Genomic DNA, 26,046 nt, shown 5'->3' on the forward strand with positions numbered 1-26,046 from the left:
TGCCGAATTTTCAATGTCCGGTATTTCACTTTGTCTTGACTGCTGCAAGCGCCAAACCGAGCGCCTTTTCGCTCAGCGTGTAGAGCGAGGCGTTCTCGGTATAGACAAGCATGCAATCGATACGCTTATCAGGATAGAGCGGCGCCAGGATCTCGCGATAGATCGCCAGCTGCGCCCGGTGCGCGAAGGGGATAGCCTCCTCTGTCGCCGGCGGCACCCGATTGGTCTTGTAGTCGAGAATGACGACGCGATCGGCAAGGACGGCAAGCCGGTCGATGCGGCCGGAGACGGCATAGCGCCTGTCTTCGAGCGTCAACGTTCCCATGATCGAGACCTCGGGCTGGGCCTGCGCACCGAGGACGGACTGCAGACCCTCTTCGTCCAATAGTTTCAGAACCGAATCAACAAGTTTGCGCCGTTCGGCTTCCGGCCAGAACCGAGCCGCTCGTTCGGCATAGCGGCCTGCGGCATCAGGCCGTTCGGCAAGCGGAATTTCGGGAAGCGCCTGCAGCATGCGGTGGATCAGCCTGCCCTTCTCCAGCGAACGATCGCTGCGCTGCTTCTCGCCAAACAGCGGCGAAACGACGAGCAAGCCACCCGCGTCTTCATCGATGATCGTCCCGGCGCCGGAGGGGCTGAGCGGCCGGGGCAGCCCGGCCTGCGGCGGCAACGGCCGCAACAGACCGTCCGGCAGGGTGTCCATGCTGTCGCGCTCCTGGCTGCGGTCGGTGCGTTCGAAGCGTCGTTCCACCCGCGGCACGCGCCATTTGATACCCGGCCATTCCCCATCGGGACTCGAGAATGTGGTCGTCTCCACCAGCGGATGATTGTCGCGCAGTGCCGTCGAAATCATCAGATGCCAGGTGTCGTTGTTCACACGCACGCCGCGATAGCCGCAGACGACCAGCCGGTCGGCGGCTCGCGTCATGGCGACATAGAGCAATCGGCGATATTCTTCCTCCGCCAGCATCTGGATACGCGCAGCATCGTCCTGGGTCAGCGAATTGGCGAGATCGGAGACAGGAACCCAGACGGGCATCGGCGGCTCGTCGGCGTCGGTCTCGATCAGGCGAAGCTTCGGCAGATGGGTATGGGTAAAAGCCTTCGAACCGCCGTCGACGAGGAAAACGATCGGTGCCTCAAGACCCTTGGAGGCATGCACCGTCATGATCCGCACTTCATTGCGCCCCTTGTCCTGCTCGCGCTTGACCACGGGCGCTTCGAGCTCCAGCGTCGAGATGAAGGACTGCAGCCCGGGGAGGCCGGAGCTCTCGTGGTCGAGCGTGAAGGTCAGGAATTCGTCGAGGATATCGCTGACCTCGGTGCCGAGCCGGGCAAGGAATTGCCGCCGCCCGCCATGGCTGCCGAGCACACGCGCATAGAAATCGTGGACCGACAGGCTCCTGGATTGGCGAAGGAACAATTCAAGCCTCTCGACGGCTGCGCGGAAACGCTCGGTGCCATCGGCGGCGAAACTTTTGAGATGGTGCCAGACGCTCTCATTATCGCCGCGTAGCGCGGCGATCGCAAAGATGTCGTCCTCGGAAAGATCAAACAGCGGACTCTTGAGCACGGCGGCGAGCGAAAGGTCGTCTTCCGGCAGAAGCAGGAAACGGCCGAGCGCCAGCAGATCCTGCACGGCGATATGGCTGGTCAGCACCAGTCTGTCGGCGCCGGCGACCGGAATGTCGCCGCGGCGCTTCAACGCGCGCGTCAACGCATTGACGAAGGCGTCGCGTTTGCGCACCAGCACAAGGATGTCGCCGGCTTCGATCAGACGCTCCTTGCCCTTGTCGACGATCGTCTCGCGCCCGACCAGCGTGCCGATCGAATGGGCGATCCGCCGCGCCAGGATTGCGGCTGGCGCGCTTTCCGGCGTTGCGTCGAAGGGCGCCGTCCAATCCTCCTCCTTCATCACCGCTTCCGGCGCGACCATCTCCCAGAGATCGACGGCGCCGGGATGTCCGATGCGGCTGGAGCGATGCACCACCGGTTCGCCGAGCGCGCTGAGGCCGCGCGCATTGTTTGGTTCCCTGAAAATATGGTCGACGGCCTCGAGCACATCCGCGGTCGAGCGGAAGGAAAGCGGCAGCCGGACCGAGGAAAAGCTCTGCCCGCTGTCGGACACCCGCCGCCGCGTTCGGTCGCTTTCCTCGGAAAAACGCTCAGGCCGCGCTCCTTGAAAGGAATAGATCGACTGTTTCTCGTCGCCGACGGCAAACAGCGTGCGCACGATCGGCCGGGCGCTTTCGCCGGAGAAGAAATCCTCGGCGAGCGACTGGATGACGCTCCACTGGATCGGGCTGGTATCCTGCGCTTCATCGACGAGGATATGGTCGATGCCGCGATCGAGCTTGTAGTGGATCCAGGGGCCGACGCCGCTTTTCGTCAGCAGGTCGGCGGTGCGGGTGATGAGATCCTCGAAATCGAGCTGGCTGCGCTGTTTCTTCAGTTCTTCGTAGTCGTGGTTCAGCCGGTCGGCGAGCACGAGCGCTGCATGTGTGGCGCCGTACATCCGCATCAGTTTCAGCCGGTCGCGGCTTGCGGCGACATGGGCGCGGGCAGCGGCAATGGCGCCCGCCAGCTGCGGTGCGTCGGCAAGCATCGCCTTGACTGAGAATTGCGAGTCCGCCTTCGGCTCGCCCTTGGCTGTCAAAAAGATTTTCTCGAGAAACTCAGCGCGCCTTGCGTCATCGCGTTCCCGCCCGGCAAGCTTGAGGCCGTAGGCAACCTCCTGCGCTTTCGTGCCGCCCTTCTGGTCGGCAAGCGACAGATAAAGCTCCAGCATGCCGCCCGAAAGCTCCGGCAAAGGCCAATATTGCGCGGCGATCCGGCTTTCCGTGTCGCCGGCGGCAAGGCCAAGCCTTTCTCGCAGGACCTTTTCCACGCCGCCCTGCCGTTCGGCGATTGCCGTGAAACGACGGATTGCGTTGCGATTGGCGACGATGTCGCCGAGCAGGTTCTCCAGTCCGGATTCGTCGCCGAGATCGAGCACATAGGCGAACGCCTCGGCAAGCGCGCTGTCTCCCTCCGGCGCGGTTGCCGTCAGCAGCGCCCGGCGCGCATCGGAAAGCAGCACCACCGCCGCCCGGTCGTCGAGAACCGAGAAATGCCCGGCGACGTTGGCCTCCAGTGGAAACTGGTGCAGCAGCGCCTCGCAAAAAGCATGGATCGTCTGGATCTTCAGCCCGCCGGGTGTCTCCAGCGCCTTCGCGAACAGCCGGCGGGCCTCGGCAAGCTTCAGTCCATCGGGAGCCGTCCCCTCGATCTGGGTGATCCGCCGGCTAAGGTCTTCATCGTCAAGCACCACCCAGTCCGCCAGCCGCTCGAAGACGCGGTTCGACATTTCGGAAGCCGCAGCCTTGGTATAGGTGAGGCACAAAATGGCAGAAGGCCGCGCCCCGACCAGCAGAAGACGGATGACGCGCTGTGTCAGCACATGCGTCTTGCCGGAGCCGGCATTGGCCGAGACCCATGCCGAACGCAAGGGATCGGAGGCAATCGCCTGCTGGATCGTCGTCCAGCCGATCCAGGCGCCAGGATCATCGTCGTTGGGAAGAGGCGTTACATCACTCATCGCTGCCGCCTTCGTCGGTTTCGGCTGTCGACCATTCGGAGACGCGGGCGAGGTGATCATAGTCGCCGCCGAAATCGAATTGCTGCGCCGGAATGAGCCGCGAGGTGAAGCCTTTCTCCCCGGACTGCAGCAATCCGACGAACTTGACCAACTGGTCGATCGATTCCTCGGCGAGATCCATCGCCGATTTCGCCTTGTCGCTGCGTGCCGAGCTTTCGTTGTTGACGGTGTCGACCTGAAAACGACGTCCCGGCCGCAGGCGCACATAGAGCAGGTCCTGCGGCACAAGACGACCGGCATCACGGAAGGCGCCGGCGCTCAAGGCCGCCGCTTCGAGCGCAAGCTGCGGATCGAGAAGCACGCGGGCCTGCGCTGGCGACGGATTGTAGCCGGTCTTGTAATCGATGATATCGGCGGCGTTCGGTCCGGTGATGTCGATCCGGTCCGCAACTCCGTTAAGCCGGATATTGATCGGCTCCAATTCGAAGCCGCCACGCACCTCCGTCAGTGTTTTGCGGATGCCGGGTCGCCGTCCGGTTTCCCATTCGAGGAAGGCGCGGGCAACCGCGCGGAAGCGCGGCCGCCACACGGCATCGATATGCGCCGGCAGCTGCTCCATGTCGAAAAGCTCGGAAAGGATGCGCTCCATCGCCGCTGCCGCATCCGGCGTGCCGGCGACATGGGCTTCGCGAATGAACCGGTCGATGATCTTATGATAGAGCGTTCCGCGTTCGGCCGCTCCTGGATCGCGGTTGAATGTATCGACGGGATCGAGGCGCAGGATGCGGCGCGCATAGATGGCATAGGGGTCCCGGCGCAGCCGACCGACTTCGCTGAAGGAGTAGGATTTCGGCTGCAGTGCCAACGGTGGTTTCGGCGAGGGGCGTTGCGTCGGTGCCTGGGCTTCTCCACGGTCGATCAGGCCGGCCCATTGGAGGAACCGGTTGCCGCGTCCCTTCAACTCCGCTTCGAACGCCTCTCCGGCGAGCGCTAGCAGCCGCTGCAGCCAACGGGAGGCGACCGTCGGTGTCGAGCCCTGGCGCAGCGCGCGCGAATAGATCAGATGGCGCGTGCCATTCGCCATCTCGAAGTCATGCGCCAGCTGGCCGATACGCCGTTCCGGCGGCTCGAGGCCGATCTCCGTCTTCATCATGCGCGGAATGAAGGGATTGTTGGCGGTCTGCCCTGGCCAGGTGCCCTCGTTCAGGCCGCCGAGGATCAGCGTATCGACGCTCTGCAGGCGGGCTTCCAGCGTGCCGAAAATGAAGAGGCGGGGATGACTGAGTGCCCGTGGCTTCACCACATGGCCGGCAGCAAGTGCTGCCATAATGTCGATCCATTGCGGCCCGTCGGCTTCCATCTGGCCGTCCGTGCCGATGACCTCGCCGAGCAGGGCGGCGAGCGCATCTCCCGCTTCACCAGACCAGAGATCGGCGAGATTGCCGTGCGGATCGGCCGCGACTGCTTCGAGCGAACGACCGCTACGCTCCGCCCATTCCGACAAAGACAAGCTTACCGTCCTTGCGCGATCTTCCGGCCGGTGCCGGATCAGCGTCGAAGCCAGCGGCTCGGTCGCTTGTGTGACCCGCCGGGCAAGATCGTACGCGGCATCGGCAGCGTCAGCCGAAAGCGCCTTTCGCCATTGCGGTGCGTGCCTGTCCTGGGCCTGTTCGGCAAGCTGATGGGTCAGCAGCGGCTCGAGCCTGCTGATATCCACCTCCGCCACGCCGCCACGCAGGGCCAGCAGCTCGAGCGCCTCGGTAGCGGAAATCAATGCGTCGCGTTCCAGGCCGAAACGGGCCAGCGGATGTTTGAGCAGCGAAATAATCGCCACCGGATCGCCCGGGCGCAGCGCTGCTTCCAGCAGCAATTGCAGCAGCGTGCCCTGCGGCATGGCTGCAAGCGGTGTGCCGGCCGAATCGTCGGCGAGGATGTCGAAGCGGGAAAGCTCCGCCATAACCCGTCGGGCGAGATTGCGGTCCGGGGTAATGAGGGCAGCCCGGCTTTCGCCGTCCTGCCCCGGCTTTTCCAACGCCAGCCGCAGCCCAATCGCAATCGCGGTCGCTTCCTCGCGTTCGTTGGCGGCTTCGATCAGCGAAACATCGGCAAAGGCGGAAGACAGGCTGCCATCGGGCAGGTCGCTCTTCCAAGCGCCCCAATCGCTGGTCGCCTCCGCCGGGACGAGCGTCCGAGACAGGATTTCGGCGCGCCGCTCAAGATCGGCCTCGGGCCGTTCAAGAAGGGTCACGTCGGCACGCGTGAGCTTCAGCCGCTTGAGCAGCAACGACAGGCCGTATTGCGGATGGCTCCGGCTTGCAGGATTGGCATGTTGGCCGGGTGCCGGTTCTGGCGCCACCATCTGCCAGTGCCTTTCGGGCATAGAGAGATCGAGCCCCGGAAGCACGATCACACCCTCAGGCAGATTGGCGACGGCGGCGATGAGATCGGCGGTGGCGGGAACCGAGCCCGTCGAACCGGCAATGATGATCGGCCCAGTCGGTTTCGTCGTGGTAAGCCTTGATGCTTCGGCCCGCAGGATGGCGTTTCGGTGCCGCGCCGGCGAGGATTTGCCGAGTTCGGAAAGCCTCTCCGGCCAGAAGGCGCTGGCGATCTGCAGAAACTCCGCCGTCAGCTGCCACCAGGCGGCATAGTCGCCGGTGTCGAGTTTCGACAGTTCAGACCAGTCGAGATCCTCGGTTTCGATGGAATCGATCAGTTCCGCAAGGTTGCGGGCGAGCCAGATCGCATCTGCCGGGCTTGCCGGCGCAACGAGCGGTGAGTCCGAATGAATGTGGCGAACGATTTCGGGCAGTTTGTTTCGCCAGGCGAGGATGAGCCGCGCAAGCTCCAACAGACGGGCGGTATTCGACAGCGGTTGGGCGAGGTCTATCGTCGCCGGCAGCGCCTCGTCGAAATAGCCGCTGTCGTCATCGGTTTCGCCGAGAGGACGGATGACCGGCAGGATCGCCGAGCGGCCGCCGAGCAGGTCGACGAATTCCGAGCGCAGCACACGCACGGCACGCCGGGTCGGCAGATAGATCGTTACCCTGGCGAGCGACAGCGGATCATCGGCCTGATGCCGGAAGAGCGGCGTCAGGCGGCCGTCGCAAAGCGTCGTCGCCAGCGTTTTCAGAAAGGAGAGGCCCGCCGGGATCGTCAGAATGCGTGGCTGATGCCGCTCCGCCATGGCTCACGCAAACGCCCGCAACCGACGGATCGTTTCCTCCGCCTCGCCGATCGCCTCCGGCGTTCCCACTGTCAGCCAATGGCCGTCGAGCACCATGCCGAAAAGGCGGCCGCGTGCGATTGCCTTGTCGAAATAGATATTGAGGTTGAAGGCATCCTGCGGCGCGTTGTCGAACAGCGATGGGTTCATGGCGATCGCTCCGGCGTAAACGACGGGATTGGACGGATCGTCGCGATAACGCGTCAGCCGGCCATCCGCTGCGAGGCTGAAATCGTTCTTGCCGTTGTGGCCCGTCGTATCCTCTATCATCACACAAAGCAGCGCCATGTCCATGCGCTTGGCATCGAAGAATCCGGCTAAGCGTTGCAGGTTCGTTGGCCGCCCCGGCTGTTCGCCGATCCAGAACAGGTCGGCATTCATGACGAAGATATCGTCGCGGGTCAGCAGCCTCAGCCCCTTCACCAGTCCGCCGCCGGAGTTCATCAGCGCGTCCCGCTCGTCGGAAATCACGATGTCGAGGCCAGGATAATTCTTCAGATGATCGAGCATCTGGTCGGCGTGGTGATGAACGTTGACGGCGGCTCGTTCGATGCCGGCCGCCACCAGCGAATCCAGCGCGTAGTCGATCATCGGCTTGCCGTCGATTTTCACCAGCGGCTTCGGGATCGTCTCGGTGATCGGGCGCATGCGGGTCCCGAGACCCGCGGCCAGTACCATAGCTTGTCTGATGCTCATGCTGATCCGGAACTTATGATTCGCGTTGGCCTATTCCAGCCCTTGCGCACCAATCGCGCAAGGGGGCAAGCGCTTCATGCTCGAGTGCGACCTGCAGATAGGTGAGCGTTCGCGGCATATGTTTGAGATAGCCGGGCTTGCCGTCACGCTGCAGCAGCCGCACCCAGAGACCGGCAAGCTTGCAATTACGTTGCGCCGACATGATGGACCAGGCCTTCATGAATCCGGCTTCGTCGAAGCCGCCCTGGCCTCGGCGAAGGGCGAGATAATCGTCCATCAGCTGCCGGAAGAGATCCGGTTCGATTGTCACTCGCGCATCCTGAACGATCGAGGCGAGATCATAGGCGGTGGGGCCGATCATGGCGTCCTGGAAATCGATGATGCCGATCTTGCGAATGCCGCTTTCTAGTTCGCGCCAGATGATGTTCGGCGAATGGAAGTCGCGCAGCAACAGGTTCTTCTCGGCCGCCGCGAGCTCGTCGATCAGCGAGTCCCAGATCGCCAGATAGTCCGCACGTTCGGCATCCGTGGGTGCTGTACCGCGCTTCCAGGCAATATGCCAATCGAGCACAAGCTGCACTTCCATCTTCATTGCCGTGCGATCGAAGTCCGGAATGTGATGCGTATGTATCGCGGAAACCGGGATATCCTGCGGAATCTGCATGGAATGAAGATGGGCAAGGCAGGCGATGCTTTGCCGGTAACGTTCGGTGACCGGCCGTCCGTCGTCATCGAGCACGCCCTCGGTGCCGAGATCCTCGATCAGCAGGATGCCCTGTTCATAGTCGACCTGATAGATCTCCGGCGTCGCAAATCCCCGCTCGCGCAACACATTGGCGATCGCGACGAAAGGATAGGCATTCTGTGCGAGATGCGCGACCTTGGGATACGGCTTGCCGTCATAGACGGGCGGTCCCTCGGGATGCGGGCGCCAATCCATCAGTATTTTTCGTTGAGCAGCGTTCGGATAGATCGCTTCATAGGCGCGCAACGACGCATCGCCGGTCAGGAAGCGGCGTTTGACTTCGGGATAGCCGGCTTTGTCGAGGAAATCGCGGATCGCCAGGACACGATGGATGCGGAAGGCGTGTGCGCCGGCGGCTTTGATTGTTGCTCGGCGGCCGCTGCCTTCATGTGCGAGCCTCAGCGTGATGTGCTCGGCCGGTAGTTCGCCCTCAGCCATCTCGGGCCATTCGACGAGGCAGATCCCGTTCTCCAGGGCTTCATCGAAGCCGAGTTCGGTCAATTCGGCGGGATTGCCGAGCCGGTAGAGATCGAAGTGCGAAACCGGGAGGCGCAGATCGTAGGATTGCACCAGGGTGAAGGTCGGGCTCGGGACCTCGAGCCCCTCGTCATCGGCCATGGCGCGCAGGATCGCCCGTGCCAGCGAGGATTTCCCCGCGCCGAGATCGCCGGAAAGGGCGAGGCAATCGCCGGCTTTCAAGGCCAGCGCCAGGTCTTCACCCAGTCGAGATGTAGCCGCCTCGTCTTTCAGAAAAAGCGAGATCGTATCGCTGGTCGTCATTCGGCAGCCGCGGTATGCGGGACATTGATCGAGGGGATACGGCAGACGACGGTGGTGCCCTTGCCCGGCTCGCTGTCGATCGTCACGTCGCCATGATGCAGAGTGACGAAGCTGTCGACGATCGAAAGGCCGAGGCCGGCGCCGCCGCGTTTGCCGCTTTTCGCACCGGTCGCAAACCGGTCGAAGACGGTAGCGATCATGTCAGGCGAGATGCCGGGGCCGCGATCGCTGACGGAGAAGACGAAATCCGTGCCTTCGCGATGGCACTCCAGCGCGATCGAGGTGCCTTCCGGCGAAAAATTCGCTGCGTTGGAAAGCAGCTTCAGAAGGATCTGCTTCAGCCGCTGCGGATCGGCGACGATCGAGCCGAGATAGGCCGGCGCGGTGATTTCGAGCGCGACGCCGCTTTCGTGCAGGCGATCGGCGATCTGCATCGAGACGTCGTCGAGCAGATCGTTGAGATCGATATCCGCATAGTTGAGGCGCATGATGCCGGCATCGACGGTCGTAAGGTCGAGGATATCGTTGACGAGCGTCAGCAGAACGGAGGACGAGGTCGAGATGTGGTCGATATATTCGGCCTGCCGTTCGTTCAGCGGCCCGACGCCCTGCGTCCGCAGTAGATCGGTGAAGCCGATGATATTGGTCAGCGGCGAGCGCAGCTCGTAAGACACATGCTGGACGAAGTCGTTCTTCAGCTCGTCGGCCTTGCGCAGCGCTTCGTTCTTCTCGGTTAGCGCCCGCTCGGCACGCACGCTGTCCGTCATATTGACGAAGGTCAGCATGGTCTGCGCGTTCGGCAGCGGGATGACGGCAAAGTCGAGCACGAGGCCGGAGAAGAGTTCCAGCGTCCCCTGGCCCGAGCGGCGTTCGTCGTCGAAGCTGGTGATCAGTTCCGCGAACGCCTTCCAGCCGTCCGGCCGGTCATAGGACGGCGCGCAGGCCTCGCCCAGTCCGCGGATATGCGTGCCGGGCTTGGCTTCGGTTTCGGTGATTCCCCAGAGTGCGCGGAAGGCCGGGTTCGACAGGCGGATGCGTCCATCCGGGCCGAACACCGCCACACCTTCGGAAAGATGGTCGATCGTTTCGCCCTGCACCTTGACCAGTGTGTTGTAGCGCGTTTCGAGATCGACCTGCTCGGTCAGGTTTTCGAACACCCAGGTGGCCCCACCCTGCGGATGGGCGGTCGCGAAGACGCGCAATGTCTGCCCGTTCGGCAGGTGCCAGAGATCGGATTGCGTGTCGAGCGCGCGATAGACGGAAAGGGCTGCTTCCTTCCAGCTTTTCCAGTTGAGCTGGTCCGGCAGCTTCTTGGCAGCCCGCAGCCGCTCGAGCAGCTCGCTATTGTCCGGCCGGCCTTCGAGGAAGGCGATATCCAGCTCCCAGAGCGCGACGAAAGCCTGGTTATAGAATTGCAGGCGGCGGTCGCCGTCGAAGATGGCAACGGGCGTGGCGAGATGGTCGAGGGTTTCGGCGTGGCTCTTGAGCGTCCGTTCCAGCTCGGCACGCACCGCCTCTATGTCGGACACGTCGATCGCAATACCGGCCGAGCCGCTGGGCAGCCTGACGTCGACGACGTCGAAGAATGTGCGGTTGCCGCGCACGACCGTCGAGATCGTGTCGTGGAAGGGTGATTCCGGCGTCGTCGCCGCGCGAATACGTTCGCGCGCCACGGTCGTCAGCATTTCGCGGCCTTCATTGATCGCCTGCTGCGGCGATCGCGCTTCGACCGCCTCGCCATAAGCCTGGTTGACCCAGGTCAGCAGACCCGCCGGGTCGCGTTGCCAGGCCGGCATGTCGATCGCGTCAAGCATGGTCTGGAAGGCCGAGATCGACGTCATCAGCCGGTCGCGCTCGATCCTGAGCTCTGCCAGCTCGGCGCGCAGATTGTTAAGCGCCACGAAACGGACGAAGGCGCGCCCGCCGGAAACCCGGCCCTGCGCCTCGAGGATTTCGTCGCGGATGGTTTCGACCACCATGTCGAAACTCTGTGCTCCGTCGCGCAGCCGGTCGATCGCCTTTTCCAGCTCGGAGGCCGAGCGGGACTTCAGCCAGAGGCCGAAGGCCAGGAACTCGCCGTCCTGCGGTGCGCCGGTTTCGGGCGGAAGCTGGCCGAGCAGTTCGGGGCGCGCATTGCCGTCCCAGATGACGATCCGCCGGTTCTTGTCGGCGATCAAAGCCTGGTATTGCGAAATGCGCTGCTGGGCATCGGAAAGCGCCGAGCGGATTTCCCGGCTCTCACTTTCCAGATTGCCGCGCTGGCGCACCAGCCACAGCGTCGAAAGCAGTGCTGCCGATATGACGCCGATGACCACGGAAACGCCGACGACCTGCGAGGATGTGAAGAGGTGAGCCGAGGCTGCCGCCTGTTGCTCTGTCTGTGCCAGAACCGGCCGCGCCAGCGCCGCAAGCGCCGTGCCGGCCGCGCAAGCTTTCAGAAAGCGCGCCAATGATCCATGCTCTTGCTTGGCGGCCTCGTGTGCCGTTGCAGATTTGTGCTCTTGGCCCGCCATCAGCGGGCGGCGGCCGGCGCGAACGCCGTCATCCGCCTGACCGGGCAGGCTGCTTTTCATTTCCGACATCCGCGGTATGTCTCCGTCCTTCAATGTGCCGCATTACGACAAGACATCCCATTTTCGGAGCGGTCGGACAGGGTCCGGCGCCACGAATCAAGTCTTAAAACAATACTTCGGATGGGAATCGGCGGGAAGGGAGCGCCCAAAAAATAAGCCGCGGCAGTTGTCAATGCCGCGGCTTCTACATCTTGTGGATATTAACGATAAGATCAATATCTGTAGTGGTCGGCCTTGAACGGACCCTTGGGCGAGACGCCGATATAGGCAGCTTGCTCCTCGGAAAGCTCAGTCAGCTTCACGCCGAGCTTGTCGAGATGCAGGCGTGCGACCTTCTCATCGAGATGCTTCGGCAGGATATAGACCTGGTTGGAATACTGGTCGGGCTTGGTGAAGAGCTCGATCTGCGCCAGTGTCTGGTTGGTGAAGGAAGCCGACATCACGAAGGACGGGTGGCCGGTGGCGTTGCCAAGGTTGAGCAGACGGCCTTCGGAAAGAAGGATGATGCGGTTGCCCTTGGGGAATTCGATCAGGTCGACCTGCGGCTTGACGTTGGTCCACTTGAGATTGCGCAGCGCGGCGACTTCGATTTCGTTGTCGAAGTGGCCGATATTGCCGACGATCGCCATGTCCTTCATCTGACGCATGTGGTCGATGCGGATGACGTCCTTGTTGCCCGTGGTGGTGATGAAGAGATCGGCAGAGGAAACGACGTCCTCGAGCAGCACGACTTCATAACCGTCCATCGCAGCCTGCAATGCGCAGATTGGATCGGCTTCGGTCACCTTGACGCGGGCGCCGGCGCCGGAAAGCGAAGCGGCAGAACCCTTGCCGACGTCGCCGTAGCCGCAGACGACGGCAACCTTGCCGGCCATCATCACGTCGGTGCCGCGGCGGATGCCGTCGACCAGCGATTCCTTGCAGCCGTACTTGTTGTCGAACTTCGACTTGGTGACCGAGTCGTTGACGTTGATCGCCGGGAAGGGCAGCAGGCCCTTCTGGCTGAGCTGATAGAGGCGGTTGACGCCTGTCGTCGTTTCCTCGGTGACGCCCTTGATCGCGTCGCGCTGCTTGGTGAACCAACCCGGAGAGGCGGCAAGGCGCTTCTTGATCTGTGCGAAGAGGATTTCCTCTTCCTCGGAATGCGGATGCGACAGCACATCTTCACCGGCTTCGGCGCGGGCGCCGAGCAGGATGTACATGGTTGCATCGCCGCCGTCATCGAGGATCATGTTGGAAAGGCCGCCATCGGCCCACTGGAAGATCTTGTCGGTATAGACCCAGTAATCCTCAAGTGACTCGCCCTTGATGGCGAAGACAGGCACGCCGGCGGCGGCGATCGCGGCAGCGGCATGATCCTGCGTCGAGAAGATGTTGCACGAGGCCCAGCGGACTTCGGCACCGAGCGCCACCAGCGTCTCGATGAGCACGGCCGTCTGGATGGTCATGTGCAGCGAGCCGGTGATGCGCGCGCCCTTCAGCGGCTTTGCCTGGCCGAATTCGGTGCGGCAGGACATCAGCCCCGGCATTTCGGTTTCGGCGATCGTAATTTCCTTGCGGCCGAAATCCGCAAGCCCGAGATCGGCGACGACATAATCTTTTTCAGTGCTCATAGGGGTCTCCAGGCTGAAAAACGTCTCAAAAATTGGCGCAGGCGCGAAGATGGCCGCGCGACGGATGGGCCGCGTGTTCATGTATATCGCCCGGACGTGTGCAGTGGCTCCGGGATAACGACATGCACAAGGACAGAGAGCTAAGCGCGTCCGCATGAAGCAAGTTCGATGCATCGCACTTTAGCGCACGGCATATCCGCCGTTTAGCAGGCTTCGAATGGGAAGGCAATAAGGATATAAAGAAGTCTTTATATGTTTATATGATCGCTGTTGGCGATCACATCTCTTCGCCGAACCGGTTCTGGATCAGTTGGTCCAGGGCCTCCAGCGCTTGCTCGGCCTGGCTGCCGCTTGCCGAGACGACGACGCTCGAGCCGGGGCTGGCCGCAAGCATCATCAGGCCCATGATAGAGGTGCCGCCGACCGTCATTCCGTCCTTGGAAACGGTGATGGCGGCATCGAAGGTCTCGACCATTTGCACGAATTTGGCCGAGGCGCGGGCGTGGAGACCGCGCTTGTTGATAATCAGGAGTTCTCGGGATAGCGATGTCATGGAGGGCCGTTATTTTCCGCTAAGCACGCGGCTCGCGACATTGATATATTTCCGCCCGGCTTCGGAAGCCTCCACCAGCGCCTTCTCCATGTTGTTCTCGCCACGCACGCCGGCGAGCTTTATCAGCATCGGCAGGTTGACGCCGGCAATGACCTCGGTATGGCCGCTGCTCATGACGGATATGGCAAGATTGGACGGCGTGCCGCCGAACATGTCGGTCAGAATGACGACGCCATGGCCATCATCGGCACCGGAAACAGCTTCGAGAATGTCCTGCCGTCTTTGATCCATGTCGTCTTCGGGGCCAATACAGACCGTCTCGATGAATTTCTGAGGACCGACGACGTGCTCGACAGCATGACGAAACTCTTCAGCCAGCTTGCCATGAGTGACAAGCACAAGTCCGATCATGATATTACTGCTCCCATAAACGCCAACGGTGGCCCCAATATCGCAATGCAGCAATTACGTCCACCGGTGGGGGCACATCTTGGCCATGAAAAGCCGAAGTGCAAGATAAAAATGCGAATATATAAGGCAGATTGATCAATCCGGAAGGCTTCAATGCCCGATATCGGGTGCTTTCGCCATCAGGATTGCAAGGGGTGACGAAACGCCAGTGAGCAACCGCAATGCGGGAAGCGAAAGACCGGCTGCGAGGCTGACGATTTCGCCTTCGGGGGGCACGCGCTCCTCACCAGTGGCGCTGCCCGGAAGCACGGCGTAGTGCATCGGCGCCCGTGGAATATGATCTTGCCGGACGATGCCGGTGCCGCGAAGTTCGATCAGCCCGGCGATCGACGGCGGACATGCCGCGATCACCGTGCCGGCCTCTTCAGACAAAAGAACCTGGTCGTCGGCGACCAGCGCCGTGAACAGCCCGAGCCGGCGTGCCTCGGTCATGCAGGTGAAGGCCAGCATTGATTTTCCCCAGCCGGAAGGTCCGCTGAACAGCAGCCCCGTTCTGCCGACGATGATCGCCGTCGCATGGATGTTCGGAGCCGTCGTCATGCGGCGGCGCCGACAGGCAGAGCGAGGATAAAGCGGGCCCCGAGCACCTGTCCGCCTTCGGCATCGGTGATGTTCTCTGCTCTCAGCGAGCCGCCATGGGCTTCGGCGATCTGGCGGCTGATCGACAGGCCGAGCCCCGAATTCTGGCCGAAACCTTCCGATTCCGGTCGATCCGTATAGAAGCGCTCGAAGATGCGGTCGATATTTTCGGCCTGGATGCCGGGTCCGTTGTCTTCGATCGTGGTGACGCAGCGCGACCGTGTCCGCACCAGCCGCACGGTAATCTTTCCACCCTTTTCCGGTACGAAGGAGCGGGCGTTCTCGATCAGGTTGGCGATGATCTGGCCGATGCGCAGATCGTGGCCGTTGACGACGAAGCGCGTCTTGACGTTCGGCTTGCGTTCGATCGCATATTCGATCTCCACCTGCTTCTTGGTGCTCCTGACCTGGCGCGAAACCTCGATGAGGTCGCGCAACAGCATTTCCATGTCGACGGAACCGGCATCGACACGAGCGAGTTCGGCATCGAGGCGGGAGGCGTCGGAGATATCGCTGATCAGCCGGTCGAGGCGGCGGACATCGTGCTGGATGACGTCCATCAACCGCTTCTTGGAATCGTCGGATTTGGCAAGCGGCAGCGTTTCGACGGCGCTGCGTAGCGAAGTCAGCGGATTCTTGAGCTCGTGGCTGACATCGGCCGCGAAACTCTCGATCGCATCGATGCGGTCGTAGAGCGCTGTCGTCATCTGGCGCAATGCAATGGAAAGATTGCCGATTTCATCCTGACGGGCAGAAAAGTCAGGAATTTCCTCGCGCGCCTTGGCGCCGCGCCGCACCCGGATGGCGGCGGCCGAAAGGCGGCGCAGCGGATTGGCGATCGTCGACGAGAGCACCAGCGAAAGCAGAACGTTGACGAGCGTCGCGACACCGAAGACGCGCATGATGGCAAGCCGCTCGGCATGCACGATATTGTCGATATCGCCAGCCTGTGTCGACAGCAACAGCACCCCGAGCACGGCGCGGAAACGCTGGATCGGCACGGCGACGGAAACGATGAGCTCGCCTTTTTCGGTCGTGCGCACGACGGCGCCGCGCACGCCGGTGAGTGCATTCATCACCTCTGGATAGATCGAGCCGTCACCGCCCGGCGCTTCCTTGTAGAGCGGCAGGTTGCCGGGCTGCAGCGCCTTGTTGAACAGGGTCGCGAACCACTCGCTCCAGGTCTGCTTCTCCTCTTCGACCGGCGGCAGGTCAAAACGCAGCACCTGGCCGCGCGAATAAAGATGGCGCGAATCGAGCAGCAGATTGGCATCGGCATCGAAGATGCGGGCGCGTGTGCGCGTCGGAGAGATCAGCCGGCGCAGAACCGGCGCGACCTTCTCGGGATCGATCGGGAATTCGAGGTCCTCGTCGTTCGGCACCGGGGTGATGCTCTGTCCGGCCTGCAGCTCCAGCAGCTTTTGCGGATCGATGGTGATCGAGTTGGTATCGACCGATGCGGAAGCCGAAATAGCGCCGGCGATGATTTCGCCCTGCGTCAACAGGCTCTCGGCGCGGGCATCGATCAGTCCCTCGCGAAATTGGTTGAGGTAGAGGATACCGCAGACAAGCACTACCAGCGCGACGAGATTGAAGAACAGGATGCGCCGCGTCAGGCTCGAAAACACGGCATTGCCGAAGATACGGCGTATCAGCGTGAAGGGATGCGACCAACGGCGGCCCTTGACGCGAGGGGCGCTCACGCCCTCCGCATCGTCGAGATCCCTTTCCTGCACCAACTGTGCCAACGACAGGCCCTTTCGAAGGGCGGGGCCGGATAAATCGGCCCGCAGCCCTCAACAATTCCGACAGCGCCGCGCGTCTTTTCAGACGCGCAAAGGAGGCTGTAACACTTTGAACTGCTGCATAACTCTGTCTAGGGAATTATGCAGTCGCCCTGCGCCGCGTGGGCTCAGGCCGCTTCGCGGAAGCGGTATCCCACTCCGTAGAGCGTTTCAATCATATCAAAGTCGTTGTCGACCATCTTGAATTTCTTGCGCAGCCGCTTGATGTGGCTGTCGATGGTCCGGTCGTCGACATAGACCTGTTCGTCATAGGCGGCGTCCATCAGCGCGTCGCGGCTTTTGACGACGCCGGGGCGCTGCGCCAGCGAATGCAGGATCAGAAATTCGGTCACCGTCAGGGTCACGGCCTCACCCTTCCAGGTGCAGGTATGGCGTTCCTGGTCCATGACCAGTTGCCCGCGCTCCAGCGATCGGGCCTGCTGCACAGCGCCGTTCTTCGGCGCGCCGGCGGGGCTGGTGCCGGCGGCTGCGGCTTCACGGCTTGAGGCGCGGCGCAACACGGCGCGGACGCGCTCGACCAGCAGGCGCTGCGAAAAAGGCTTGGTGATGAAATCGTCGGCGCCCATCTTCAGGCCGAAGAGTTCATCGATCTCCTCATCCTTGGAGGTGAGGAAGATGACGGGAATATCCGACTTCTGCCGCAGACGGCGCAGCAATTCCATGCCGTCCATGCGCGGCATCTTGATGTCGAAGATCGCCAGCTGCGGTGGCCGCGCCAGAAGGCCGTCGAGCGCCGAAGCTCCATCCGTATAAGTCTCGACCTTGTATCCTTCGGCCTCCAGCGCGATCGACACCGAGGTGAGGATGTTGCGGTCGTCATCAACGAGCGCGATTGTCGGCATGGTGTTGGTCTCCGTCATCAGTGCGCAATCTCCCGGATTTGCTCTCCCCAGGCGGTCTCAGTGACCGGATGCGCTTATGGAGGATAAAGGTGGAACAAATTGTGGCAAAGATAAAGGGAAAGATTGTCGTGAAATTCTCCAGCAATCTGGAGTAGTGCGGCAAAATGTTTCAACGCGGTCTTTAAAACGATTTAAAATAGAAGCAATAAATTTAAATCGATTAAATATCTGATATTACTACATTTTATCAAATTTAGCGTCTTGTGTTTTAAAAATCCTGCCCGTATTTTCGCGCTTAGTTAAACGGCACCGAGCCTGAGCGAAGGGAATTAGCCATGGAAATGTTCGGAGTTCATAACCCGGCAACAGAGCTGGCAACGGTTGGATTGGGCGGCGCAGCCAGCGTTCGCTACAACTTTTCTGCCGCCGCGCTCTATGAAGAAGCGATCCGCCGGGGCGAAGCCGAACTGACTGCTCAGGGTGCGCTGCGGGCTATCACCGGCCAGCACACCGGCCGTTCGCCGCGCGACAAGTTCGTCGTTCGCGACAGCAATACCGACAGCGAAATCTGGTGGGACAACAATAAGCCGATCTCGCCGGAACATTTCGCCCTGCTGCGCGAGGATATGCTGGCGCACGCCGCGGGTAGGGACCTGTTCGTCCAGGATCTCGTCGGCGGCGCCGAGGAAGGCCATGCTCTGCCGACAAGGGTCGTCACCGAGTTTGCCTGGCATTCGCTGTTCATCCGCAATCTGCTGATCCGCCCCGATGCCGCAGCGCTGCCCAGCTTCGCGCCGAAACTGACGATCATCGATCTGCCGAGCTTCAAGGCCGATCCGGCCCGCCACGGCTGCCGTTCGGAAACGGTGATTGCCTGCGACCTGACCAACGGTCTCGTTCTGATCGGCGGTACCTCCTATGCCGGCGAAATGAAGAAATCGGTCTTCACCGTGCTCAACTACCTGCTGCCGGCCAAGGGCGTGATGCCGATGCACTGCTCGGCCAATGTCGGTCCGAACGGTGACGCCGCGGTGTTCTTCGGCCTTTCCGGCACTGGCAAGACGACGCTTTCGGCCGATCCGGCCCGCACATTGATCGGCGATGACGAACACGGCTGGAGTGAAAACGGCATCTTCAACTTCGAAGGCGGCTGCTACGCCAAAACCATCCGTCTGTCGGCCGAGGCCGAGCCGGAAATCTATGCGACGACGCAGCGCTTCGGCACCGTGCTCGAAAACGTCGTTCTGAACGAAGGCCGCGAGCCGGATTTCAATGACGGCTCGCTGACCGAGAACACCCGTTGCGCCTATCCGATGGATTTCATCCCGAACGCTTCGGAAACCGGCCGGGCCGGGCATCCGAAGACGATCATCATGCTGACCGCCGATGCCTTCGGCGTCATGCCGCCGATCGCTCGCTTGACGCCTGATCAGGCGATGTATCACTTCCTCTCCGGCTATACCGCCAAGGTGGCTGGCACCGAAAAGGGTGTGGTTGAGCCGGAAGCGACCTTCTCCACCTGCTTTGGCGCCCCGTTCATGCCGCGGCATCCGGCCGAATATGGCAATCTGCTCAAGGATCTGATCGGCCGCCATGGCGTCCAGTGCTGGCTGGTCAATACCGGCTGGACCGGCGGCGCTTACGGCACTGGCAAGCGCATGCCGATCAAGGCGACGCGTGCCCTTCTCGCTGCGGCTCTCACCGGCGAACTCGGCCGGGTGGAGTTCCGTGCGGATACCAACTTCGGCTTCGCTGTGCCGGTCTCCGTCAACGGCGTCGACGGCAGCATTCTCGATCCGCGCTCGACCTGGACCGACAAATCGGCCTATGACGTGCAGGCCGAAAAGCTGGTCTCGATGTTCATCGCCAACTTCGCCAAGTTCGAGGGTCACGTCGACGGCGGCGTCCGCGATGCGGCCCCCGGCGTAAAGGTCGCCGCCGAATAAGAACAACAAAATTCTCTGACTCACGTGAAACCCGGTATCGCAGGATCGCCGGGTTTTCTTTGATTGCAGCCGATATTTTCAATTCGCCGCCGATGTGAGATAGAACGCCGCATGGCCAGCGACGCACTTTATATCGACGACAGAATCACCATCGCCGGATGGGAGCTGACGGAACAGTTCGTTCTGGCGGGCGGTCCCGGCGGGCAAAATGTCAACAAGGTCTCGACCGCGGTCCAGCTGTTTTTCAATATCCCGAATTCGCCGTCCCTCAATGATCGTGTCAAAACCAATGCGGTCAAGCTTGCCGGCCGCCGCCTTTCGAAGGAAGGCGTGCTGATGATCGAGGCGAGCCGGTTTCGCAGCCAGGACCGCAACCGCGAGGATGCGCGCGACCGGCTGAAGGAATTGTTACTGGAGGCCGCCAAGCCGCCGCCGCCACCACGCAAGAAGACCAGGCCGACCAAGGGTTCGGTCGAGCGCCGCCTGAAGGAAAAATCCGGCCGTTCTGAAGTCAAGAAAATGCGTGGCCGCCCTGGCGGCAGCGGAGGCGAATGACATGCCGGAGCTCTTGAGCGGCATTCGCCATCTCCCCGGCTACCTCGACCGGGCGCGTCAGGAGGCATTGGTCGAGGTAATCCGCACTATTGTCACTGAGGCGCCGCTTTATGTGCCCGTCATGCCCGGCACCGGCAAGCCGATGTCGGTGCGCATGACCAATTGCGGGCCGCTCGGCTGGGTGACCGACAAGGAGCGCGGCTATCGCTATCAGCCGACGCATCCGGCAACCGGCAGGCGCTGGCCTGACATGCCGCGGGAATTGCTTGATATCTGGAATGATGTTGCCGGCTACGACAAACCGCCCGAAGCCTGTCTGGTGAATTTTTACGCCGACGACGCGCGCATGGGCCTGCATCAGGATAAGGACGAGAGGGATCTGCAGGCGCCGGTTGTCTCGATCTCGCTCGGCAACAGCTGCCTCTTCCGCGTCGGCGGCCTCAACCGCAATGATCCTACGCTATCCTTCAAGCTTTCGAGCGGCGATCTGGTCGTTCTGGGCGGCGAGGGGAGACTTTGTTTCCACGGCGTCGACCGCATTCATCTGGCGACCTCGACGCTCTTGAAGAATGGCGGGCGCATCAATCTGACGTTACGCCGCGTCAATCCCCCGAACTGACAATCAGCATAGGATCGCCTGCTATAGTTTCCGCAGCGCGACCTGCTCGATCAGATGATCCTTGCCCTTTTTCAGGATGAGATCGGCACGCGGCCGCGTCGGCAGGATGTTCTGCCGCAGGTTTTTCAGGTTGATATTCGCCCACAGATCCCCGGCGATTTCGAGCGCTTCCGCGTCGCTGATCGAGGCGTAGCGATGGAAATAGGAGTTCGGATCGCGGAAGGCGGTCTCGCGCAGCCGCATGAAACGTGCGACGTACCAGTTGTGGATCTGGTCTTCCGCGGCATCGATATAGATCGAGAAGTCGAAGAAGTCGGAGACCATCGGCACGATCTTGCCACCGGCCGGCAGGTCGCGCGATTGCAACACGTTGATGCCCTCGAAGATCAGGATGTCGGGCCGGTCGACAATTTTGTATTCGTCCGGCAGCACGTCGTAGACAAGGTGCGAATAGCTAGGCGCCTTCACATCCGGCTGTCCGGCCTTGATCGCCGAGAGAAAGCGCAGGATCGCCGCCGTGTCGTAACTCTCCGGAAAACCCTTGCGCTGCATCAGCTTTTTCCGCTGCAGCACGGCGTTCGGATGGAGGAAGCCGTCGGTAGTAACGAGATCGACTTTGGGGCTGGAAGGCCAGCGCCCCAGGAGCTCCTTGAGGATACGGGCCGTGGTCGATTTTCCCACGGCGACCGAGCCGGCGATGCCGATGACAAAGGGCGTCTTTGTCACATCGGACAGGCTGAGGAAGCGGTTGCGCTGTTCGAACAGCATCTGCGAAGATTCGACATGCGCCGACAGCAGTCGCGACAGCGACAGATAGATCCGCCGGACCTCGTCGAGATCGATCGGATCGCCCATCGAACGCAGCCGTTTGACCTCGTCGCTGGTCAGCGTCAGCGGCGTATCGGCGCGGAATTTCGCCCATTGTTCGGAAGAGAAGAAGTGGTAGGGCGAATAGGAGTCCGACTGGAAATGATCCAACGTTTCCGGCACCCCGATGATCTCAGTCGCGATACTCATGAACTCTGCCGGCCGGCCTTTTCCTTGAGGCCGGACTGCGCGGTTCGGCGCTCGAGTTCGGCCATGACATTCTCTAACGGTATTTCAGCAATCTTCAATACGACCAATAGGTGATAGAGCACATCGGCGGCTTCATAGGTCAGATTATCGCGGTCGCCGGTCACCGCCGCCATCACGGCTTCGATCGCCTCCTCGCCGAGCTTCTTTGCCGCTTTCGGCTGACCGGCGGCCACGAGCTTCGCTGTCCAGGATTGCTCTGGCGAGGCTTTCGACCGTTCTGCGACGATGCTTTCGAGATCGGAAAGAGAAAATCCGCTCATAGGTCCGCTTTCAAGGTTCAGTCCAGACGCATGTCGATGCCGCACTTCGACATATAGTGTTTCGCCTCGCCGACGGTATAGGTACCGAAGTGGAAGATCGAGGCGGCGAGCACCGCGTTGGCATGGCCTTCCTTCACCCCGGCGACGAGATCGTCGAGGTCGCCGACGCCGCCCGACGCGATGACCGGCACACGCACCGCATCGGCGATCGCCCGCGTCAGTTCCAGATCGTAGCCGACCTTGGTGCCGTCGCGGTCCATCGAGGTGACCAACAACTCGCCGGCGCCGCGCTCTACCATCTTCTGGGCGAATTCGACGGCGTCGAGGCCGGTCGCGTTGCGGCCGCCATGCGTATAGATCTCCCAGGCGCTGAGATTGTCGCCGCCGACCGCGCGTGTGCGCCTGCGCTTGGCGTCGATCGAAACGACGATGCATTGGTCGCCGAACTTGTCGGCCGCTTCAGCGACGAAGTCGGGATTGCTGACCGCTGCCGAATTGATCGAGACCTTGTCGGCGCCGCACAGCAAGAGCTTGCGGATATCAGCGATGGTGCGCACCCCGCCGCCGACTGTCAGCGGCATGAAGCATTGGTCGGCTGTGCGCGACACGACATCGAAGATCGTCTCGCGATTGTCCGAGGACGCAGTGATGTCGAGAAAGCAAAGTTCATCGGCGCCGGCCGCATCATAGGCCTTCGCCGCTTCGACCGGATCGCCGGCATCAACGAGATTGAGAAAGTTGACGCCCTTGACGACGCGGCCGTCCTTGACGTCGAGGCAGGGAATGACACGGGCTTTAAGGGTCATTTACGCGGTCTCCTTTGCCCTGTTCACCCGGATCAGCGCCAGGGCTTCCTTGGGATCGATACGGCCGTCATAAAGCGCCCGGCCGGAAATCGCCCCCTCGAGCTTGTGCGCATCGGGCTGCAACATGCGTCTGACATCATCGAGAGAGGCAAGGCCGCCGGAGGCGATGACGGGAATGGAGACGGCGTCGGCAAGTTCCAGCGTCGAGGTCCAGTTGATGCCGGCAAGGATGCCGTCTCGGTCGATATCTGTGTAGATGATCGCGGCGACGCCGGCGCCCTCGAATTTCCTCGCGAGCTCGATGATCCCGAGTTCGGAAGCCTCCGCCCAGCCCTCGACGGCGACCTTGCCGCCCTTGGCATCGATGCCGACGGCGACATGGCCCGGGAATTTCCGGCAGGCCTCGATGACCAGATCAGGATTTCTGACCGCGACGGTGCCGAGAATGACGCGCCGCAGCCCGCGCGACAGCCACGCTTCGATATGATCGAGGGTGCGGATGCCGCCGCCGAGCTGCACCGGATTTTTCGTCGCCTTCAGGATCGCCTCCACGGCGTCGCCATTGGCCGAATGCCCCGCAAAGGCGCCGTCGAGATCGACCACGTGCAACCATTCGAACCCCTGGTCTTCGAAGGATCTCGCCTGGGCGGCCGGATCGGTGTTGTAGACCGTCGCCTGCTGCATGTCGCCGAGCTTCAGGCGGACGCATTGGCCGCCCTTCAGGTCGATCGCGGGAAAAAGGATCATGTCGTCTTACGTCCGTAGAGTGGTCGGTATCATCAGCGCATTCCACGCATCTACGATATCCGAGTGGAAAAAGACAGCGGCAAAGGTGGCCGCGCCGAAAAGCAGAAGCAGCAGCAGGGCGACGACAAAGCCGGCACGGACCTGGCGCCAGAAGCCGAGGCGCCGCTTCATCGATTTTTCGATGTCACGCATCTTTCGCAGCGCATCATTGTTGACGGCGGCCAGCCGGATCTCCGGTTCCATCGCCTCCACATAGGTTTCGGCATAGCTCGAAAGGATCTGCGAGGCCCGGTCGCGCAGCGTATTGCGCAAGTCGGTCGAGAGATAATTGCTGGTGACGGCGGCAAGCTCGGCTTCATTGGGCGAACGGCCGGCGTTGCGCTTGCGATGGCTGACAACGAAATCACGCTTCTGTCGCTCGTAGAGGGCGTAGGCTAGCAGGCCAATCAGATCGTCCTCGCCTTCGATATAGAATTCCAGCACGGCTTCTGCGATGTCGCCGGCGTTGATCCCATTGGCGCGCAGCTGCGAATTTTCGTTGCCGGCAAGGAATTCGTGGGTCATTGGTCCAGCCTTTCTTTCAGCGCCTTGGTCGCATTGGAAAGCGCCTTCCTGTGGAGGGCCTCATCGACACGGCGAATGATCGTGCCGCCCGGAAGCTTGATATCAGAAAAGGCAGGCAGGCCCTCTCTGGAAGGCCGCAACGTGTAGATTACCTTGCCTGATTTCCGCGACACCGGCATCGAGCGCACTCCTGTCCCGCCGTTTCCTTAAAGGGGAAATAAGGCGGAGGTATCACGGATTCCAGCGCAGGAAATTCGTGATCAGCGCCAGCCCGAGCTTCTGGCTCTTTTCAGGGTGAAACTGGGCGCCCACCATGTTGTCGCGCCCGACGACGGCGGTCATTGCACCACCATAGTCAACGGTCGCGATGACGTCGTCGTCGTTTTCGGCGGCAAGCTGGTAGGAGTGCACGAAATAGGCATGCAGTCCCTCCGGGCCGGTCGCGATACCATCAAAGAGGGGATGGTCGCGCTTCAGGTCGAGCGTGTTCCAGCCGATCTGCGGGATCTTCAGTTGAGGATCATCAGGCGTCATCCCGACGACGTCGCCGGCAATCCAGTTAAAACCATCCGTCACGGTCTTCTCGAGGCCGCGCGAGGACATCAGCTGCATGCCGACGCAGATGCCGAGGAACGGCCGTGCCCTCTTCTCGACAGCCTCGATCAACACCTCGGCCATTCCAGGCACCGCATCGAGGCCGCGCCGGCAATCGGCATAAGCGCCGACACCGGGAAGCACGATACGATCGGCCGCGGCAACATCCTCTGCCCTGTCGGTGAGATCGATATGCGCATCGATGCCTGCCTCGCGGGCGGCCCGCTCGAAAGCCTTGGTCGCCGAGCGAAGGTTACCGGAGCCGTAGTCGATAATCGCGACGCGCATCGTCAGCGTCCTCCATCAAAACCAAAAAGACCAAGCGATGTGGCATGACCGGGCGGGCGGTTTGGCCGGGTCTTGTTGTCCCAGTCCGGTGTCACTGCGTCATCGCTATTCGCGGTGGCCTCCCTGTCCGAAAAATAGACCTGCTCGGCAATGCCGATCGTATCGGCTGCTATGAGTGCGTCTTCGTTCCAGCCTTTGGCGGCGAGGTTGCGGATACGCAAATTCTGGCCCTCGAGCCCGACCAGCACATTCACACCTAGCATGATGGCCGCTCCCGCCAGCCCGAGACCCGGCTCTTCCATCAGCGCACCACCGAGGCCCTGCAGCAGAAAGGCCGCGGCCGCAGGCAGCCAAAGCCGATGGGCCAGCAGCCACAGCCAGGGAAAGAGAAAGCCGAGCAGCGTGAAGCCGTCGCGGATGGTTCGCGTCTCGTTGACCGCGGCGCTCGTGCTGCCGGGTGGTGTCAGGAAAATATAGCTTGATGTCATTGTCGCCGCTCCCTTGAAGGGCTCAGACGAGCGTGCCCTTGGTCGAGGGAACACGGCCCGCCTGTCTCGGATCGATCTCTGTCGCCGTGCGCAATGCGCGGGCAACGGCCTTGAAGCATGTCTCGGCAATATGGTGGTTGTTGGCGCCATAATGATTGAGAATATGCAAGGTGATGCCGGCATTCTGGGCAAGCGCCTGGAAGAATTCGCGAACGAGTTCGGTGTCGAACGTGCCGATCTTCGGCGCGCTGAACGCAACGTTCCAGACGAGGAACGGCCGGCCGGAAAGATCGACCGCGGCCTTGGTCATCGTCTCGTCCATGGCGAGATCGATCGAAGCGTAGCGCGTGATGCCGCGCCTGTCGCCGAGCGCCTTGGAGATCGCCTGGCCGATGGCGATGCCGGTATCCTCGACCGTGTGGTGGTCGTCGATATGCAGGTCGCCCTTGGCCTCGATCTCCATATCGATGAGGGAATGCCGCGACAGCTGGTCGAGCATATGGTCGAAGAAGCCGACGCCGGTCGAAATCTTCGATTTGCCGGTGCCGTCGAGATTGACGGAGACGGAAATCGAGGTTTCGTTGGTCTTGCGGGAAACGCTGCCCGTACGGCTTGCTGCGGTCTCGGCCATATGGCCCTCCA

24 protein-coding genes are annotated in these 26,046 nt (G+C 61.8%); 4 read left to right on the top strand and 20 right to left on the bottom strand.

Annotation, left to right across the window (positions count from 1 at the left end; all coding sequences use genetic code 11):
• Window positions 1-25 precede the first annotated feature (25 nt).
• The 11 genes from addA to J3O30_RS00185 all read right to left on the bottom strand — a co-directional run bounded on the left by addA (window position 26) and on the right by J3O30_RS00185 (window position 17,460).
• Window positions 26-3,577, bottom strand: coding sequence for a double-strand break repair helicase AddA (gene addA, locus J3O30_RS00135; RefSeq protein WP_207582337.1), 3,552 nt, complete (start codon window positions 3,575-3,577; stop codon window positions 26-28).
• The gene (gene addB / locus J3O30_RS00140; protein WP_207582338.1) at window positions 3,570-6,764 is read right to left on the bottom strand and encodes a double-strand break repair protein AddB; all 3,195 of its coding nucleotides are present in this window, start codon (window positions 6,762-6,764) and stop codon (window positions 3,570-3,572) included. Before addB ends, addA begins: the two co-directional genes overlap by 8 nt.
• Before the next feature lie 3 nt (window positions 6,765-6,767).
• Window positions 6,768-7,499: a nucleotidyltransferase family protein gene (locus J3O30_RS00145; RefSeq protein WP_207582339.1), complete on the bottom strand. Its 732-nt coding sequence runs from the start codon at window positions 7,497-7,499 to the stop codon at window positions 6,768-6,770.
• Window positions 7,500-7,512: 13 nt separating this feature from the next.
• Complete coding sequence (gene tsaE / locus J3O30_RS00150) at window positions 7,513-9,024, bottom strand: tRNA (adenosine(37)-N6)-threonylcarbamoyltransferase complex ATPase subunit type 1 TsaE (protein WP_207582340.1); 1,512 nt, start codon at window positions 9,022-9,024, stop codon at window positions 7,513-7,515.
• Window positions 9,021-11,606 carry a PAS domain-containing sensor histidine kinase gene (locus J3O30_RS00155; RefSeq protein ID WP_207582341.1) on the bottom strand — a complete coding sequence of 862 codons (2,586 nt, stop codon included), beginning with the start codon at window positions 11,604-11,606 and terminating at the stop codon, window positions 9,021-9,023. Before J3O30_RS00155 ends, tsaE begins: the two co-directional genes overlap by 4 nt.
• Window positions 11,607-11,809: 203 nt before the next feature.
• Window positions 11,810-13,210, bottom strand: coding sequence for an adenosylhomocysteinase (gene ahcY, locus J3O30_RS00160; RefSeq protein WP_207582342.1), 1,401 nt, complete (start codon window positions 13,208-13,210; stop codon window positions 11,810-11,812).
• A gap of 277 nt (window positions 13,211-13,487) precedes the next feature.
• Entirely contained in the window at window positions 13,488-13,763 is a 276-nt protein-coding gene (locus J3O30_RS00165; RefSeq protein ID WP_164015495.1) for an HPr family phosphocarrier protein, read from the bottom strand.
• 9 nt (window positions 13,764-13,772) lie between these two features.
• On the bottom strand, window positions 13,773-14,174 hold the full coding sequence (locus J3O30_RS00170; RefSeq protein WP_003544139.1) for a PTS sugar transporter subunit IIA: 402 nt from the start codon (window positions 14,172-14,174) through the stop codon (window positions 13,773-13,775).
• Between the two features lie 150 nt (window positions 14,175-14,324).
• A complete protein-coding gene (locus tag J3O30_RS00175) occupies window positions 14,325-14,774 on the bottom strand; it encodes a serine/threonine protein kinase (RefSeq protein ID WP_207582343.1) in 450 nt (149 codons plus the stop codon).
• On the bottom strand, window positions 14,771-16,561 hold the full coding sequence (locus J3O30_RS00180) for a sensor histidine kinase (protein ID WP_207582344.1): 1,791 nt from the start codon (window positions 16,559-16,561) through the stop codon (window positions 14,771-14,773). The genes J3O30_RS00175 and J3O30_RS00180 overlap by 4 nt, the downstream gene beginning before the upstream one ends.
• A 164-nt stretch (window positions 16,562-16,725) precedes the next feature.
• Complete coding sequence (locus tag J3O30_RS00185) at window positions 16,726-17,460, bottom strand: response regulator transcription factor (RefSeq protein WP_007632058.1); 735 nt, start codon at window positions 17,458-17,460, stop codon at window positions 16,726-16,728.
• Between the two features lie 76 nt (window positions 17,461-17,536).
• Here J3O30_RS00185 and J3O30_RS00190 point away from each other — a divergent pair, with 76 nt between their 5' ends.
• From J3O30_RS00190 to J3O30_RS00205, 4 genes are all read left to right on the top strand, one after another.
• Window positions 17,537-17,692 (top strand): hypothetical protein, encoded by a 156-nt coding sequence (locus tag J3O30_RS00190; protein ID WP_207582345.1) that lies wholly within the window; start codon window positions 17,537-17,539, stop codon window positions 17,690-17,692.
• Between the two features lie 103 nt (window positions 17,693-17,795).
• Entirely contained in the window at window positions 17,796-19,406 is a 1,611-nt protein-coding gene (locus tag J3O30_RS00195; protein WP_207582346.1) for a phosphoenolpyruvate carboxykinase, read from the top strand.
• A gap of 111 nt (window positions 19,407-19,517) precedes the next feature.
• Window positions 19,518-19,961, top strand: a complete 444-nt coding sequence (gene arfB, locus J3O30_RS00200; protein WP_207582347.1) for an alternative ribosome rescue aminoacyl-tRNA hydrolase ArfB — start codon at window positions 19,518-19,520, stop codon at window positions 19,959-19,961.
• 1 nt (window position 19,962) lies between these two features.
• Window positions 19,963-20,580: an alpha-ketoglutarate-dependent dioxygenase AlkB gene (locus J3O30_RS00205; RefSeq protein WP_207582348.1), complete on the top strand. Its 618-nt coding sequence runs from the start codon at window positions 19,963-19,965 to the stop codon at window positions 20,578-20,580.
• Window positions 20,581-20,601: 21 nt separating this feature from the next.
• Here the strand turns inward: J3O30_RS00205 and coaA are convergent, their stop codons facing one another.
• The 9 genes from coaA to hisB are packed head-to-tail and all read right to left on the bottom strand — an operon-like array spanning window position 20,602 to window position 26,035.
• Window positions 20,602-21,597, bottom strand: coding sequence for a type I pantothenate kinase (gene coaA, locus J3O30_RS00210; RefSeq protein WP_207582349.1), 996 nt, complete (start codon window positions 21,595-21,597; stop codon window positions 20,602-20,604).
• Complete coding sequence (locus J3O30_RS00215; protein WP_003571373.1) at window positions 21,594-21,917, bottom strand: phosphoribosyl-ATP diphosphatase; 324 nt, start codon at window positions 21,915-21,917, stop codon at window positions 21,594-21,596. The genes coaA and J3O30_RS00215 overlap by 4 nt, the downstream gene beginning before the upstream one ends.
• 17 nt (window positions 21,918-21,934) lie before the next feature.
• Window positions 21,935-22,723 carry an imidazole glycerol phosphate synthase subunit HisF gene (hisF, locus tag J3O30_RS00220; protein ID WP_207582350.1) on the bottom strand — a complete coding sequence of 263 codons (789 nt, stop codon included), beginning with the start codon at window positions 22,721-22,723 and terminating at the stop codon, window positions 21,935-21,937.
• Window positions 22,724-23,470, bottom strand: coding sequence for a 1-(5-phosphoribosyl)-5-[(5-phosphoribosylamino)methylideneamino]imidazole-4-carboxamide isomerase (gene hisA, locus J3O30_RS00225; RefSeq protein ID WP_207582351.1), 747 nt, complete (start codon window positions 23,468-23,470; stop codon window positions 22,724-22,726).
• Window positions 23,471-23,476: 6 nt separating this feature from the next.
• A complete protein-coding gene (locus J3O30_RS00230) occupies window positions 23,477-24,034 on the bottom strand; it encodes a hypothetical protein (RefSeq protein ID WP_207582352.1) in 558 nt (185 codons plus the stop codon).
• On the bottom strand, window positions 24,031-24,213 hold the full coding sequence (locus J3O30_RS00235) for a hypothetical protein (RefSeq protein ID WP_207582353.1): 183 nt from the start codon (window positions 24,211-24,213) through the stop codon (window positions 24,031-24,033). Before J3O30_RS00235 ends, J3O30_RS00230 begins: the two co-directional genes overlap by 4 nt.
• A 52-nt stretch (window positions 24,214-24,265) precedes the next feature.
• The gene (gene hisH / locus J3O30_RS00240) at window positions 24,266-24,916 is read right to left on the bottom strand and encodes an imidazole glycerol phosphate synthase subunit HisH (protein WP_207582354.1); all 651 of its coding nucleotides are present in this window, start codon (window positions 24,914-24,916) and stop codon (window positions 24,266-24,268) included.
• 2 nt (window positions 24,917-24,918) lie between these two features.
• The gene (locus tag J3O30_RS00245; RefSeq protein WP_207582355.1) at window positions 24,919-25,404 is read right to left on the bottom strand and encodes a DUF2628 domain-containing protein; all 486 of its coding nucleotides are present in this window, start codon (window positions 25,402-25,404) and stop codon (window positions 24,919-24,921) included.
• Between the two features lie 22 nt (window positions 25,405-25,426).
• Window positions 25,427-26,035, bottom strand: coding sequence for an imidazoleglycerol-phosphate dehydratase HisB (gene hisB, locus J3O30_RS00250; RefSeq protein WP_003583306.1), 609 nt, complete (start codon window positions 26,033-26,035; stop codon window positions 25,427-25,429).
• Window positions 26,036-26,046 lie beyond the last annotated feature (11 nt).

The sequence above is a fragment of the Rhizobium sp. NZLR1 genome, from assembly GCF_017357385.1.
Lineage (GTDB): Bacteria > Pseudomonadota > Alphaproteobacteria > Rhizobiales > Rhizobiaceae > Rhizobium.